This is a genomic window from Pseudocitrobacter sp. 2023LY-00077 (assembly GCF_055796175.1).
In genome coordinates, this window is sequence record NZ_JBSPEI010000003.1 from 154,741 (window position 1) to 169,531 (window position 14,791).

The 14,791-nt window shown below is 54.7% G+C and carries 12 protein-coding genes; 7 read left to right on the forward strand and 5 right to left on the reverse strand.

Annotated features, from left to right (window positions below; genetic code table 11):
• Nucleotides 1-12: 12 nt before the first annotated feature.
• Nucleotides 13-843: an SdiA-regulated domain-containing protein gene (locus ACWWFX_RS05140; RefSeq protein ID WP_473223350.1), complete on the forward strand. Its 831-nt coding sequence runs from the start codon at nucleotides 13-15 to the stop codon at nucleotides 841-843.
• 227 nt (nucleotides 844-1,070) lie between these two features.
• On the forward strand, nucleotides 1,071-2,720 hold the full coding sequence (locus tag ACWWFX_RS05145; protein ID WP_276218919.1) for an alpha,alpha-trehalase: 1,650 nt from the start codon (nucleotides 1,071-1,073) through the stop codon (nucleotides 2,718-2,720).
• A 50-nt stretch (nucleotides 2,721-2,770) separates the two neighbouring features.
• Here the strand turns inward: ACWWFX_RS05145 and ACWWFX_RS05150 are convergent, their stop codons facing one another.
• Entirely contained in the window at nucleotides 2,771-4,351 is a 1,581-nt protein-coding gene (locus ACWWFX_RS05150; protein ID WP_473223351.1) for an STY4199 family HEPN domain-containing protein, read from the reverse strand.
• Between the two features lie 305 nt (nucleotides 4,352-4,656).
• On the opposite strand from ACWWFX_RS05150, the gene ACWWFX_RS05155 reads away from it, so the two are divergent.
• Nucleotides 4,657-5,133: a lysozyme gene (locus tag ACWWFX_RS05155; RefSeq protein ID WP_473223352.1), complete on the forward strand. Its 477-nt coding sequence runs from the start codon at nucleotides 4,657-4,659 to the stop codon at nucleotides 5,131-5,133.
• On the opposite strand, the gene ACWWFX_RS05160 is transcribed toward ACWWFX_RS05155, so the two are convergent.
• Together ACWWFX_RS05160 and ACWWFX_RS05165 are read right to left on the reverse strand one after the other, a co-directional pair.
• Complete coding sequence (locus ACWWFX_RS05160; protein WP_276218926.1) at nucleotides 5,089-5,715, reverse strand: helix-turn-helix transcriptional regulator; 627 nt, start codon at nucleotides 5,713-5,715, stop codon at nucleotides 5,089-5,091. The two genes, ACWWFX_RS05155 and ACWWFX_RS05160, sit on opposite strands and share 45 nt — an antisense overlap.
• A gap of 439 nt (nucleotides 5,716-6,154) precedes the next feature.
• Nucleotides 6,155-6,913, reverse strand: a complete 759-nt coding sequence (locus ACWWFX_RS05165) for an SDR family NAD(P)-dependent oxidoreductase (protein ID WP_276218928.1) — start codon at nucleotides 6,911-6,913, stop codon at nucleotides 6,155-6,157.
• A gap of 119 nt (nucleotides 6,914-7,032) precedes the next feature.
• Here ACWWFX_RS05165 and ACWWFX_RS05170 point away from each other — a divergent pair, with 119 nt between their 5' ends.
• The 3 genes from ACWWFX_RS05170 (at nucleotide 7,033) to ACWWFX_RS05180 (ending at nucleotide 10,607) form a co-directional block, all read left to right on the forward strand.
• Nucleotides 7,033-7,932 (forward strand): LysR family transcriptional regulator, encoded by a 900-nt coding sequence (locus ACWWFX_RS05170; RefSeq protein WP_473223353.1) that lies wholly within the window; start codon nucleotides 7,033-7,035, stop codon nucleotides 7,930-7,932.
• A gap of 51 nt (nucleotides 7,933-7,983) precedes the next feature.
• Nucleotides 7,984-9,012, forward strand: coding sequence for an inner membrane protein YhjD (yhjD, locus tag ACWWFX_RS05175; protein ID WP_473223354.1), 1,029 nt, complete (start codon nucleotides 7,984-7,986; stop codon nucleotides 9,010-9,012).
• 272 nt (nucleotides 9,013-9,284) lie between these two features.
• Complete coding sequence (locus ACWWFX_RS05180) at nucleotides 9,285-10,607, forward strand: MFS transporter (protein WP_473223355.1); 1,323 nt, start codon at nucleotides 9,285-9,287, stop codon at nucleotides 10,605-10,607.
• A gap of 129 nt (nucleotides 10,608-10,736) precedes the next feature.
• On the opposite strand, the gene ACWWFX_RS05185 is transcribed toward ACWWFX_RS05180, so the two are convergent.
• A complete protein-coding gene (locus ACWWFX_RS05185; RefSeq protein WP_473223416.1) occupies nucleotides 10,737-12,773 on the reverse strand; it encodes an AsmA family protein in 2,037 nt (678 codons plus the stop codon).
• An 88-nt stretch (nucleotides 12,774-12,861) separates the two neighbouring features.
• Complete coding sequence (pdeH, locus tag ACWWFX_RS05190) at nucleotides 12,862-13,635, reverse strand: cyclic-guanylate-specific phosphodiesterase (protein ID WP_473223356.1); 774 nt, start codon at nucleotides 13,633-13,635, stop codon at nucleotides 12,862-12,864.
• 203 nt (nucleotides 13,636-13,838) lie between these two features.
• Here pdeH and kdgK point away from each other — a divergent pair, with 203 nt between their 5' ends.
• A complete protein-coding gene (gene kdgK, locus ACWWFX_RS05195; RefSeq protein WP_015962581.1) occupies nucleotides 13,839-14,768 on the forward strand; it encodes a 2-dehydro-3-deoxygluconokinase in 930 nt (309 codons plus the stop codon).
• The last annotated feature ends 23 nt before the right edge of the window (nucleotides 14,769-14,791 follow it).

Sequence of the window (14,791 nt, forward strand, 5' to 3'; positions counted from 1 at the left end):
CCCTGTGGGTTTATGAAGAATAAGAAAACTAAAATATTATCAGGCTTTATTATTGTTCTTCTTTGTATTTTCTCTTTCTATTACTACATCACAAATTACCCACAAATAGATAACTACCACGTCACGATCGACGCCAAACAGATTTCAGGTCTGGAGGGCGGATTATCCGGTCTGACCTGGAATAAAGACACACAAACGCTGTTCGCCGTCACCGATGCGCCCTCTTTAATTCTGGAACTTAGCACGGATGGGAAGGTGCTGCGCCGTATCAAAACGGATAAACCCGCAGACCTTGAGGCGATTGAATATATCGGCAATCAACGCTTTTACCTTTCCAAAGAAAAGAGCGGCACGCTGGCTATCGTCACCATTAATAACGATACACAAAAAGTGGATATCAGCCATGCCGAAACTTATCGTCCGGCAGTTCAGGCGGAAAAGGAAAACAGCGGCGTGGAAGGATTAGCCTGGAAACCCGAGCTGTCTCGCATGGTGACAGCCCAGGAGAAAAAACCCGTCCGCATTTTTAATATCCTCGATAACGAAGGGGTATTCAAAACGGATATAAGCCCGCTCAATGAATTAATGCTCTCCTGGTATGTGCGCGATATCTCCGGAATGGATTTTGATGGCTCGACGTCTAACCTCTATATTCTCTCCGACATTTCGCAAAAAGTCGTGCTGGTAGACCGCGAACATAACCTGAAATTTATGTCGCTGACGGCGGGCCATTACGGCCTTTCCCGTGATATTCCACAGCCGGAAGGTATCGCTACCGACGGCACGGGTAATCTTTACATCGTCAGCGAGCCGAATCTGTTTTATAAATTCAGTCCGCGTTAAAACCCGTTACAATCGATTGTTCTGAAAATCCCGGCGACGGTGAAAACCGGGATTCCCATTTTTTATTATTTTTCAAAAACCTGAAAAAAAACCCTCTTATCACCTCGCCATAAAATGTGATCTTCCGCACGCTTTGCTCACCCGTAACCGAAGCGAATGTCTACGCTTTATAAGTGGCCGGATAAAACCGGGATGTAAAACGACGCTCACCGGAGGTGACCTGCGATATGTTCAACCAGAAAATACGTCACGAAGAGTCCGAGGCCTTAGCCATTGATATCGAGCTGTGCTACGAAGCGGATCCGTACGAATTAAAACTGGATGAAATGCTCGATGCCGAACCGGAGCCGGAAGTCATTGAGGGGCTACCCGCCTCCGATGCCTTAACGCCAGCCGATCGTTATCTGGAACTGTTCGAAAACGTTCAGCGCGCACGCATTTTTAGCGATAGCAAAACGTTTCCTGACTGCGCGCCGAAGAAAGATCCGCTGGATATTCTCATCCATTATCGCCGTATCAAGCGTATACCTGGCTTTGATCTGCGCCGTTTTGTGGAAGAGAACTTCTGGCCGCCGGAACTGCGCGACAGTGAATACGTTTCGGACCCGGATAAATCGCTGAAGGAGCACATCGACACGCTCTGGCCGGTGCTCACCCGCGAGCCGCAGGACCATATTCCCGGTTCGTCGCTGCTGGCGCTGCCGCAGTCCTATATCGTGCCCGGCGGGCGCTTTAGCGAGACCTACTACTGGGACTCCTACTTCACCATGCTTGGCCTGGCGGAGAGCGGTCGGGAAGACTTGCTGAAATGCATGGCCGATAACTTTGCGTGGATGATTGAGCGCTACGGACACATTCCTAACGGCAACCGCACCTACTACCTCAGCCGCTCGCAGCCCCCGGTGTTTGCGCTGATGGTTGAACTGTTCGAAGAGGATGGCGTGCGCGGCGCGAAACGTTATCTCGACCATCTGAAGATGGAGTACAGCTTCTGGATGGATGGCGCGGATTCGCTCATTCCCAATCAGGCTTATCGCCACGTGGTGCGCATGCCGGACGGTTCTTTGCTCAACCGCTACTGGGACGACCGCGACACGCCGCGTGATGAGTCATGGATTGAAGATGTCGAAACGGCGCAGCATTCAGGCCGACCGCCCAATGAGGTGTATCGCGACCTGCGCGCCGGGGCAGCATCCGGTTGGGACTATTCTTCACGCTGGCTGCGCGATACGTCGCGACTGGCAAGCATCCGGACTACCCAGTTTATTCCCATCGATTTGAACGCTTTTCTGTTCAAACTGGAAAACACCATCGCTAATCTTTCTGGTTTGAAGGGCGATAAAGAGACGCAGGCGCTGTTTAAACAGAAAGCCAGCGCACGCCGTGCAGCGGTGACGCGTTATCTGTGGGATGAAGAAAATGGTCTGTTCCGCGATTACGACTGGCGTCGCGAGCAACAGGCGCTGTTCTCCGCCGCCAGCGTCGTGCCATTGTATGTCGGCATGGCGACGCATGAACAGGCAGACCGGCTGGCGCTTGCCGTCCGCGCCCGGTTGCTCACGCCGCGCGGTATTCTGGCAACAGAGTATGAAAGCGGCGAGCAGTGGGATTATCCGAACGGCTGGGCCCCGCTACAGTGGATGGCGATTCAGGGATTCAAACTCTACGGCCACGACGTGCTGGGCAACGAAATCGCCCATAACTGGCTGGAGACGGTGAATCATTTCTATCGCGACCATCATAAGCTGATTGAGAAGTATCACATCGCCGAAGGCACGCCGCGCGAAGGGGGCGGCGGGGAGTATCCGTTACAGGATGGTTTCGGCTGGACCAACGGCGTGGTACGCCGTTTGATTGGTTTGTACGGCGAGCCTTAACAGAAGCCGGGGGCGCTGCGCTTGCCCGGCCTACAATGGCTCAATAACCGCTATTTAATCACGGCATAAATCTCGCGCTGTACGTCCAGCCATCGCTTGTTGTGTGTCGTCGGCTCGGCCTTCACGCGTTGTCGGGCGTTATCCACTTCCCGTCGTTGACGTTCAACCACGGCGGGGCGGGTGCAAAACGTCTGTAAAAGATCTCTTCTTGACGACGTGAGCGCTTCACCGCCCGCCAGCGCGTGGCTTAGAGCGGTGATAAAGCGCCGACAGGGTTTTGGCTCATCCATTTGCAGGCGATATCGCAGCAGCAAAGCAATCACCTCATCGTTCTGCGCTGACAGCGCCTGCTCCGTCCAGGCAAGCTGCCAGTCCATCCCACCACGCATAAACAGCTGTACGACACCCGCATCGTTACGATCGATAGCCGAACGTAATCCGTTGATATCCCAATTAATACCGCGATTCGCCAGCTGTTCTCGCGGTGACTCACGCGACGGCGCTTCAATTCCCGGCGCAGGCGTTGTCGATGCGCTGGCCGTTGGCGCGGCAGGCGACGCATTGAGCATCCAGATGCCCCCAACAACCATCGCCACCACCATCAGGCCCACGGCGGCCCACAGCCCCGAGGAGATTAATTTATCCCGCGCTTCCACCGTTCGGGCTGATTTTTTACGAGTTCGTTCAATAGACTCATGGACAGGCTGCTCATCCGCACCGTTAAGCCGGGCAAACTCGCGTTGCTCATCCCAGAAATGCTGCACCACGTTACCGTCTGTCGCCATCAGGCTTGCGGGATTCACCAACGTTCTGCCCTGCTCAAACGCGCGCTGAATCGGCGTGGCAATCTGCCGGGCATAAATATCCAGCAGCAGAAAAGCGGTGGATGACACGGCCCGCTGGCTGACCACCGCCTTGCGCATCAGGCGGATATCATCCAGGAAAGCATGCAGCGTCAGACGAGGGTCCGCATGGAAGGTCAACAGGGTCGTACTGTGGAAAAGCGAAGCGTAGTGGCGCGAAAACTCTTTTTTATCCACCACCAGTAGCGCCAGCTCGCTGAACTGCATGCCACTGAGAATATCGCCCTCTTTGCTGCGCGAGAGCCAGCCCCGCACGCAGTCCGCGCCAAACTGTAGTTTGAGGTGATTGTGCAAACGGGTGGTATCCGGCCAGGCCTGACGAATAAGCGCGGTCAGCATCAGCTGGATCATCCGCAGCTGCCGCAGCGCCAGGGCCTCCAGCTGCTCGGCATCCGCATCAGAGTCGCTCTCAAAGACCAGCAACGGCTGACGGCGGCGCATCAGCTCCAGCGCGGCCACCATTCGCGCCGCAGCAATCAGCTGATCCTCCGTGATGGGTTGCCCGCGCTCATAGTGCGGCACCAGTTTCTGTAAATGACGGAGTTGCAGGGTGAACTCGCTCAGCTCGGCATCATTGAGGTTCAGCTTTTTCGCCACGCTCGCCCAGCCGCCAAGATTCAGCCGGGCCTGATCCAGTTGCTCCAGAAACCAACGAGGCTCCTTACCTTCCCCGACGCGCATGTCGAGCAGGTTGAGGATCTCCACAGACGCCTGGCGGATCACGCCAAGGCAATGTTCAAATAATTGATGCGATGGAGTAGGCATCATCCACGTCCTTAACCCACAGAAGGAAAATAACCTGAAGATTAGTAAGGTTTATTTTTGTTTTTTTGCCGATACAACATATACGAAACCCTTAAAATTAAAAGGCCGCTGCGCTGACACTGACGCGAAACTCGATCGCTCTCACGACTTTTTCGCAAACGGTTGGCCCGTCTTTCTATTGTTGCAGCGAATTTTACGATTGGCGGAATATATTCTCGCCACATGCAGGATTTACCCAGGCCATCTGGCGAATAGGCGCGCGATTCCCCATCCTCTACACTCGCTAACCATCTGAGTGAGGAAGAAAAATGCCAAATACGGCTCTGCGCCTCAGCCCGGAAGGGTTAGCGTTTATTAAACAATGTCAGGGGTTTTCTGCTGAGCCATACCAGGATGAATGTCATCTGTGGGTGGTGGGATATGGTCATTTAATTCAGGGGAGTGAAACGTTCGATACACCGCTTAGCCAGCCACAGGCCGACGCGTTATTGCAGCTGGATATTCACGCCTGCCAGCGCGTACTGGCGCAAGAGATAAAGGTGCCGCTGGTGCAGATTCAATATGATGCGCTGATATCGCTGGCACTCAGTTTAGGCCCCGAGACATTTGCCGCTTCCGCTGTAGTGCGCTACATCAATCAGCGCCAGTTCGCGAAAGCACTTGCAGTATGGCTGGCAGAAACAGAGTTAAACGGGGTGAGAAGCAACGGCCTGAACAAACAGCGTCAGGCCGAATGTGCCTTATTCCGAACAGATCTGGGGCGGGAGCTCATGCGCACCGAATAACATCGCCGCCTGGGTGCGGTTTTTCACATCCAGACGCCGGTACAGTGATTCCAGATGCGCTTTCACCGTACCCGCGCTGATATTCAACGTTCGACTGATCTCTTTATTCGACTCGCCGTTCGCCAGCAGCTCCAGAATTTCACGCTGGCGATGGCTAAGCTTCTCAAGACCACATCTCTCGTTTTCGTAATTAAACGTCCAGCCGCCGGGAAGACACATTAACCCGCACGCGGCGCTGTTAATCGCCTGCACAAACGTTTCGACGCTTTCATCACGTGGCACAATAGCCTGCACATTCCACGCAAGCGACTCTTTCAGCCAGGCCTGCTGGCAATCACTCGCCACAATCACCGTATGCGATGACGGAAACTGCTGCGCTTTTTCCTGCAATAACCAACTGCAAAACGATTTATCCATGTCGCCATCCAGAATAAGTAATGCCTCTGGATATTCGAGCAACCGTCGCCACAGTTCATCAGCCTGACTGACGGCGTAAATATCTACTTCAGGAATATTTTCCTGCAAACTGATCTTCATTCCATGAATAAATATCGACTGCCTGTCAAACATGATTACCTGCATACTGATTCCTCATCAGAAAAATGAACCCTACACATTGAAGGGTGAAGGGTATTACTAGCGGAGGTAAATAAGAACTCGCTGTTTGGCCTGGGCTATTTTACTGATGAAAACAAAAATAAAAACATTTTTGTTATGAATGAGTTAGAGGCATCGGGAAGTATTACTTATTCATATTGTTTATTACATCCTATTTAAGGAAATCCTGAATATAATTGTCAGCGGGATAAATATTAATTTCCAGAAGAATAGCGCGATGGCGGAAATAAAGAAAAGGCAGTGAGAAAGGTTGAGTGTTACCAGGTGTGAAATAGCACGTGTTGTTGAGGAGCCCCTCACCCTAACCCTCTCCCACAGGGAGAGGGGACTGATTGTGCATAGCCTACAGAACTGCGTCGGTTTTCTCCCTCTCCCTGTGGGAGAGGGCTGGGGTGAGGGGCCCCTACAAAAACATCCCCCCGGAGACCTCCACCCGCTGCGCGTTCATCCAGCCGAGCTTATCGCTCAGCAGTGCGGCAATCGCATCGCCGATGTCGTCCGGCATACCCACGCGCCCCAGCGCGGTTTGCGAGGCAATATACTGATTAATCTGTTCATTATCACGCACACTGCCGCCGCCGAAGTCGGTTTCTATCGCCCCCGGCGCAATCACATTGACCGCAATGCCGCGCTCGCCCAGTTCTTTCGCCTGATAACGCGTTAACACTTCCATTGCCCCCTTCATGGCGGCATAAGCGGCAAACCCCGGAAGCGCAAAACGCGCCAGCCCCGTCGAGACGTTCAGGATGCGTCCGCCGTTTTTAATCAGCGGCAGCAGGCGCTGAGTCAGGAAAAATGGCCCCTTAAACTGGATGTTCAATAATTCATCAAACTGTGCTTCCGTGGTCTCGGCAAATGGAGCATTGATACCAATTCCGGCATTGTTCACTAAATAATCAAACGTGTCGCGCTGCCACGTCTCTTTTAGCGCCTGTTGAACCTGCTGAGCAAAATCACCAAACGTGCTGATATCACTGACGTTAAGCTGTAATGCCACCGCTTTCACGCCCGTTTGCTGAAGTTCTTTCACCAGATCCTGCGCCGCCTGCTGCTGGCTATTCCAGGTAAAGATAATATCTGTTCCCTGGGCCGCCAGCTTCAATACGGCATTTTTGCCCAGTCCACGGCTGCCGCCAGTCACTAATGCGATACGTTGCGTCATGAGAAACCTCATTTCAGTGGGGTTGTTCGTTGAGAACAAGCTTATTAGGTGATAAAAGAACAATAAATATTGCTGATTACGCTTCACTGTCTCATTCAAAACAACAATAAGGGTTGGGGATGGATAAAATTCACGCAATGCAACTGTTCATCCGCGTGGCGGAACTGGAGAGTTTCTCCCGCGCCGCCGATACCCTCGGCCTTCCTAAAGGTAGCGTATCGCGCCAGATTCAGGCGCTGGAAAACCAGCTCGGCTGCCGCCTGCTGCACCGCACCACGCGGCGCGTCCAGTTGACGCAGGACGGCATGGTCTACTACGAGCGCGCCAAAGATCTGCTCAGCAATCTGGAAGAGCTCGACAGCATGTTTCAAAGCGACCCCAGCAGCGTGAGCGGGCGGCTGCGCGTCGATATGCCCGTTGCTGTAGCGCGAAATGTGGTCATTCCTCGCCTGCCCGCGTTTTTGCAGCACTACCCCGGTATTGAGCTGGAACTGAGCAGCAGCGACCGCCTGGTGGATGTCATTCGTGAAGGATTTGACTGCGTGGTACGCGTGGGTCACCTGAAGGATTCAGGATTAATCGCCAGACCGCTCGGCAAACTGACGGTGATAAACTGCGCCAGCCCGGATTATCTGGCGCGATTCGGTTATCCAGAATCGCTGGACGCACTCGGCGACCATGCGGTGGTGCATTACGCCACCAGCCTCGGCGTGCGCCCGCAGGGGTTTGAAGTGGTTATTGATAACACCACGCGCTGGGTAAAAACCGGTGGCGTGCTGACGGTCAACAGCACCGAAACCTATCACGCCGCCTGCCTTGCCGGGCTGGGGATTATTCAGGTTCCGCGCGTTGGTGTGCGGGAGGCTTTGCGCAGCGGCAAGCTGGTAGAAATTTTGCCGCAGTACCGCGCAGAACCGATGCCGGTATCGCTGATTTATCCCCATCGCCGCAACCTATCACGCCGCGTTCATCTGTTTATGGAATGGCTAACGGAGGTGATGAAAGAGTACGTTGATTAGCAGAGTCTATAATTTAGTGATAGTAAACAAGAGAAAAGGAAAACCGACCTGATGACGCCGGAAAATGACGTAAAACGTCCTACTCAGGAACTGGAGCACGACCCCATCAAATCCATTGATACCGAAACGCATCGGGCCTCTGAGGAGCCCGGAAAAGCGACGCAGGCGCTGAACAAAGTCACGCATACCGCACAGAAAATTCAGCAGCAACCGATCATCGCCCACCTGCTTCGCGCCGCCGAGCGCTTTAACGATCGCCTGGGCAATCAGTTTGGTGCTGCGATCACCTACTTTTCGTTCCTGTCGATGATTCCAATTCTGATGGTGTCCTTTGCCGCAGGCGGTTTTATCCTCGCCTCGCACCCGACGCTGTTACAGGACATCTTCGATAAAATCCTCACCAATGTGAGTGACCCGACGCTTGCCGCCACGCTAAAAAGCACCATCAACACCGCCGTCCAGCAGCGTACCACTGTCGGTTTAGTTGGGCTTGTGGTGGCGCTCTATTCCGGCGTGAACTGGATGGGCAACCTGCGCGAGGCCATCCGCGCGCAGTCGCGTGATGTCTGGGAGCGCACCCCGCAGGATCAGGAAAAAATCTGGATTAAATATCTGCGCGATTTTGTCTCGCTGATTGGCCTGCTGATTGCGCTGATTGTCACCCTGTCGATTACTTCTGTTTCCGGCGCAGCGCAGCAGATGATCATCTCAGCCCTCTATCTCGACAGCATTGAGTGGCTGAAACCGGCCTGGCGATTGATTGGCCTGGCGATTTCCATTTTCGCCAACTATCTGCTCTTCTTCTGGATCTTCTGGCGACTGCCGCGCCATCGTCCGCGCAAAAAGGCGCTGATTCGCGGTACCTTCATTGCGGCGATTGGTTTTGAGGTGATTAAAATCATCATGACCTGGACGCTGCCTGCACTGGTGAAATCCCCGTCCGGCGCGGCATTTGGTTCGGTTTTGGGACTGATGGCGTTCTTCTACTTCTTCGCACGCTTAACCCTGTTTTGCGCGGCGTGGATTGCCACCGCGCAGTACAAAGATGACCCGCGCATGCCAGGCAAAACGCACCGTTAATGCACTATCGGGCTGAATGAAAATGCAAAATTTCAGCCCGATTCATCATTTCAGCAGATAAATCCAGTTAGTAACTTTTTTTTAACCGAAAACCAGTTTTATCCACTAACGTGTAAATTCTGTGAAGCATTTCATAGAAGTGATTTCGCTGGCTTAAAAACTATTCACTTTTTGCCGTTTTTTCACGCACCCGCCCGGTCTGTTACAGATTGAAATGTCGATTTTGCTATGTCTAATATGGCCGTTCGTTCGCTATAAAATAAGAAAAGACTATGCAAGCTACCGCCACAACACTCGATAACGAACAAGACATCGCACCGGTTAACTCACGTAATAAAGTCGTCGTCGCCTCACTCATCGGCACCGCCATCGAGTTCTTCGATTTCTACATTTACGCCACCGCTGCGGTGATTGTTTTCCCGCACATCTTCTTCCCGCAGGGCGACCCGGCCGCGGCCACGCTCCAGTCGCTGGCGACCTTTGCCATTGCCTTCGTCGCGCGCCCGATTGGCTCCGCGCTGTTCGGCCATTTTGGCGATCGCGTCGGGCGTAAAGTGACGTTAGTGGCCTCGTTGCTGACGATGGGCATTTCCACAGTGGTGATCGGCCTGCTGCCGGGCTACGAAACCATCGGCATTCTGGCGCCGATGCTGCTGGCGCTGGCGCGTTTTGGTCAGGGGCTGGGATTAGGCGGTGAATGGGGCGGCGCAGCGTTGCTGGCAACGGAGAACGCACCGCCGCGTAAGCGCGCGCTGTACGGGTCTTTCCCGCAGTTGGGTGCGCCTATCGGCTTCTTCTTTGCCAACGGCACCTTCCTGCTGCTCTCCTGGCTGTTGACCGACGAGCAGTTCATGAGCTGGGGCTGGCGCGTGCCGTTTATCTTCTCTGCGGTGCTGGTGATTATCGGGTTGTATGTCCGCGTGTCGCTGCATGAAACGCCGGTGTTCGCGAAAGTCGCCGCCGCAAAAAAACAGGTTAAAGTGCCGATGGGCACGCTGTTGACCAAACATATGCGCGTGACGGTTCTCGGCACCTTTATCATGCTGGCGACCTATACGCTGTTTTACATCATGACCGTTTACTCCATGAGCTACAGCACCGCCGCCGCGCCGAACGGGCTGGGGCTGCCGCGTAACGAAGTGCTGTGGATGCTGATGCTGGCGGTAATTGGTTTTGGCGTGATGGTGCCGATTGCCGGACTGCTGGCCGACCGTTTTGGCCGCCGTTCCAGCATGATTGTCATTACCTCGTTGATTATTCTTTTCGCTCTGTTCTTCTTCCTGCCGCTGCTGGGGTCCGGCGAACCGTCGCTGATTATGCTGTTCCTGTTGATTGGCCTGAGCCTGATGGGGCTGACCTTCGGCCCGATGGGCGCACTGCTGCCGGAGTTATTCCCGACAGAAGTGCGTTATACCGGTGCGTCGTTCTCTTATAACGTCTCGTCGATTCTTGGCGCGTCGGTTGCGCCGTACATCGCGGCCTGGTTACAGGGCAGCTACGGGCTGTACTACGTAGGCGTGTATCTGGCAGCAATGGCGGCGTTGACGCTGATTGCGTTGCTGCTGACCCATGAGACGAAGCATCAGGCGCTGTAAAAACCCCCTCACCCCGCCCTCTCCCGCAGGGAGAGGGAGAAAACCGCACAAACTTAACAATTGCACCGTCGGTCCCCTCTCCCTGTGGGAGAGGGTTAGGGTGAGGGCATCAGCGCGCACCGTCCAACATCAATGCTTCATCTGTGCCAGAATCGACTGGCACTGATTCACATCCCCTTCTGACGGCGAAATCAACGCCAGCAGCGCCGCCGCAGGTGTGACGAGCGTCGCCAGCGCCGCTGCCACCGCGCCACGGGCAATCAGCGGCCCGGCTTTCACGCCCGCCTGCGGGTTCTTGAAGCTGCCGCGCACATACAGCGGTGAGCGCAGGGTAATGATACGAATCCCCTTACTTTCCGGGTCAATCGTCAAATCGAGCTGCTCTGAGGCGAAACTGGCGGTGCCGGTCACGTTAATCAGCGCATTTTCCGTATCAAAGGCAAAAATCTGTGGACGCGCTACGCCGTTCACAATATCGAGGTTGGCTGCCGCGCAGTTCACCCGCACTTCATCATCGCCAAAAATCTGCCCAACGATAAAGTTACCGACGTTAAGCCCGACAATCTCCATCAGGTTACGGCTGATAAGCCCATCGTTCATCAGCAGCTTCAGGTTGCCGTTGCTGTTGCCCAACAGCGCGGCCACGGAATTCCCGGTGCCGCGAAATTCTGCATCGCCGTTCATCTCACCGAGCGTTTTCTGCATCAGTTCCACGTTGGGCATCAGCTCTTTCAGCTTCAGGCGACGCGCCTGAATATCTGCCTGGCCGCGCATGGGTTTACGGTCGCCTTCCAGATGGATATTGCCGCTGATCGAGCCGCCCGCCAGCCCCAGTTTGATCGGTTGCAGACGCAAATCGGCATTTTTGAGGATGATATGTGTGGACAAATCGCTAATCGGCAAGGAGCTGCCGTGCTCAATGCGACGCCCTTTAAAGCGCACATCCGCATCCATCACGTTCCATTTGTCGGTTTCGAAGCGGTCATAAGGCAACACCTTGTCGACAGGCTGGACCGTGGCTTCCCCTTTACGCGCCTCGGCGCTTTTCGCTTTTTGCGCGCCTTTCCCGGAGTCCACGCCAATCAGCGGGCCTAAATCCGCCAGCCGAAGCTGGCGCGATTCCAGGTCGCCTTCCAGTTTCGGGCGCGGTTTCCCGGTGGTATAGGTCAGCGAGCCGTGGATATCGCTGTCGCCGATACGGCCGTTGAATTTGCGATAGTCAAAGACGGACGACTTTTCGCTGTCAATTTTTGCCACCAGTCGGCCATCCGTTTCAAACGGTGGGGTGTCCGGTAGCAGCACGCCGGTGAGATCGTAGAGATCGCTCAGCGAGTCGCCAGAGAATTTAAGTTGCAGATCGACCCCGCCCATCTTCATGGGATCGTTGACCGCGCCAACAAACGCCACTCGCGTATTGCCGGAGCGGAAATCGGCCTGCACCGGGAAAGGCTGTCCTTCGCTACGCAGCGCCAGCATGCCGCCAATCTTACCGGTGCCGGTAAGCGGCTCGCCGCGATAGCGCCCCTGCGCTTTCAGGCCAAACACATAATCCCCGGCTTTGGCGTTATCGCCCTGACCTTTGCTGCCGGTCACTTCACTAAAAGGCAGCGGTTTGCCGAGCGGATCGACCAGGATCTCAATGGCCGCCTGACTCACTTTGTCATCCACGGTAATGCGCCCGCGATCGAACAAAATATTATCCAGCCGGAATGACCACGCCGACGGCTGGGCGTTTTTCTCGTCCTTACCGTCGCCGATGTTGAAGGTCCAGTTATTGTTTTTTTCGGAGAGGCGAATCAGGCGCGCGTCGGGTTGTTCCAGCTTAATCCACGGCAGCCAGACCGTTTTGGTGAGCAGCGCCAGCGGCGCGAGCGTGGCTTCTACGCGCGGAAGATGCACCATGGTGACGTCCGGAATATCCGGTGGGTTGCCGAGCATGATGTCTTCAGCATGCACGTGCGGCCAGGGGATCCAGCTTCGCCAGCCGGTCTCCTGCTTCTGACGCTCCCACACCACGCCAAGATCGCCGCGAATCGCGAAGGGCCGGTGCAGTTCAGAGGACACTTTTTCGTTGATGGTTGGTTTCAGCCGGTTCCAGTCGAAGGTCGCAATAATTATCACCAGCAGGATAATCAGGGCCACTAATACCCCTGCGGTGATGGCAATCGCTTTGCTTAATTTCGTCACGCTCGCTCCTTTTGTGAAATTCCTCACCTCTCATAAAGATAGCTGAGGGAGAAGAGAGCGGGATAAATCAGGAAAATGCTATCACCACATCATCGAGCGTCTTCATGGGAACCGGGCGGGAAAGAAAGTAGCCTTGCGCCGCAAAAGCGGGCGATTCCTGCACATCCTGCCACTCTTCCTGGGTCTCGACACCTTCTACGATCACGCCACGGCAATAGCGGTTCATCAGCTGTAATAGCATGGTGAAGAGATTGCGCCCCTCGGGGGTTTTACGCAGCATGATAAACAGGTCGCGGGCGACTTTGATGTAGTCGTAGCGCACTTCGCTGAGCGAGGAGAAGTTTGCCATGCCCGTGCCAAAATCATCGAGCCACAGCGGGCCAAACTCGCAAATGGACGCATACGACGATTCCTGCGGCAGACGCGTATGCTCAACTAATTCAAAACGCAGCCAGCCGAGCGGCTCAATCATATTTTTTAGCGCCTGATCCTGCTGCATCGCCATCAGCGTGGGGCCATCCACGTTGACCGACGCCAGGATCTGGTTCTGTGCAAAGAATTCCTGCTTCAGCATCAGCATGTGCAGTTGCTCTTTTAAGACGGCGATACGTTGACTGACGGGCACTTCAGAGAAATAACGGTCTGGCGCAATGCGTTGCGAGGGATGGTTGGGATGCGTCACTACCGTCAGCACTTCAATCGCCATCAGGCGGCCTTCGGTGGTGTAGATGGGCTGGTAAGTGTAGGCGCGTTCACACTCCAGCCAGTAGTGCTGTGCCTGCAGATTCGCGAGACCTGGCTCAGGAATGCTCAACTGCGGGATGACCGGCGTTAACTTCATTTCAGCTTCCTGTTGCAATGAGGGATCGAATGGAACTCGTCAACAGGTTATCGGCGGGTTAAAGGAGAACTTTATGTGCAAAAATTTGCGCTAACACGCGCTAGCTCAAAAAAATAATGGAACGATGTTTTAATATAGTTGACCACTAAAACAGCGCAGCGCACACTAGCGCTAATATTCCGATTCAGATCAGGTTCACGACTATGTCTAAAAAAATTGCCGTGATTGGCGAATGCATGATTGAGTTGTCCGAGAAGGGCGCAGACGTAACCCGCGGCTTTGGCGGCGACACTTTAAACACATCAGTGTATATCGCTCGCCAGGTTGATTCCGCGGCGCTGCGCGTCGACTACGTCACCGCGCTGGGCACCGATACGTTCAGCCAGCAGATGCTGGATGCCTGGAAAGCAGAAAACGTCGGCACCGGGCTGATTCAGCGCATGAGCAACCGCATGCCGGGCCTCTACTACATCGAAACCGACGATACCGGCGAGCGTACCTTCTACTACTGGCGTAACGAAGCGGCGGCAAAATTCTGGCTGGAAAGCGATGAAGCTGCCGCCGTTTGCGAAGAGCTGGCGACCTACGACTACCTCTACCTGAGCGGGATCAGCCTGGCGATTTTAAGCCCGACCAGCCGCGAAAAATTGCTCTCTCTGCTGCGCGAATGCCGCGCCAACGGCGGGAAAGTCATTTTCGACAATAACTACCGTCCGCGCCTGTGGGCCAGCAAAGAAGAAACCCAGCAGGTTTACCAACAGATGCTGGAATGCACCGATATCGCCTTCCTGACGCTGGACGACGAAGACGCGCTGTGGGGCGAGAAGCCGGTTGAAGAAGTGATCGCGCGTACCCATGCGGCAGGCGTACAAGAAGTCGTGGTGAAACGCGGCGCAGACTCTTGTCTGGTAGCGATTGCAGGCCAGAACGTGGTTGATGTTCCTGCGGTGAAACTGCCGAAAGAGAAAGTTGTGGATACCACCGCAGCGGGCGATTCTTTCAGTGCGGGTTACCTGGCGGTACGTCTGACCGGCGGCGATGCAACAGCAGCAGCGCAACGTGGTCACCTGACCGCCAGCACCGTAATTCAGCATCGCGGCGCGATTATTCCGCGCGAGGCGATGCCGGCTTAAAGGCAAGCCCCCTCACCCTAACC

Coding starts and splice junctions, on each gene's coding strand:
- ACWWFX_RS05145 (WP_276218919.1), top strand. CDS start 1,071: ATGTTCAACCAGAAAATACGTCACGAAGAGTCCGAGGCCTTAGCCATT.
- ACWWFX_RS05160 (WP_276218926.1), bottom strand. CDS start 5,715: ATGCAGGTAATCATGTTTGACAGGCAGTCGATATTTATTCATGGAATG.
- ACWWFX_RS05165 (WP_276218928.1), bottom strand. CDS start 6,913: ATGACGCAACGTATCGCATTAGTGACTGGCGGCAGCCGTGGACTGGGC.
- ACWWFX_RS05170 (WP_473223353.1), top strand. CDS start 7,033: ATGGATAAAATTCACGCAATGCAACTGTTCATCCGCGTGGCGGAACTG.
- ACWWFX_RS05150 (WP_473223351.1), bottom strand. CDS start 4,351: ATGATGCCTACTCCATCGCATCAATTATTTGAACATTGCCTTGGCGTG.
- ACWWFX_RS05180 (WP_473223355.1), top strand. CDS start 9,285: ATGCAAGCTACCGCCACAACACTCGATAACGAACAAGACATCGCACCG.
- pdeH (WP_473223356.1), bottom strand. CDS start 13,635: ATGAAGTTAACGCCGGTCATCCCGCAGTTGAGCATTCCTGAGCCAGGT.
- ACWWFX_RS05155 (WP_473223352.1), top strand. CDS start 4,657: ATGCCAAATACGGCTCTGCGCCTCAGCCCGGAAGGGTTAGCGTTTATT.
- ACWWFX_RS05140 (WP_473223350.1), top strand. CDS start 13: ATGAAGAATAAGAAAACTAAAATATTATCAGGCTTTATTATTGTTCTT.
- yhjD (WP_473223354.1), top strand. CDS start 7,984: ATGACGCCGGAAAATGACGTAAAACGTCCTACTCAGGAACTGGAGCAC.
- kdgK (WP_015962581.1), top strand. CDS start 13,839: ATGTCTAAAAAAATTGCCGTGATTGGCGAATGCATGATTGAGTTGTCC.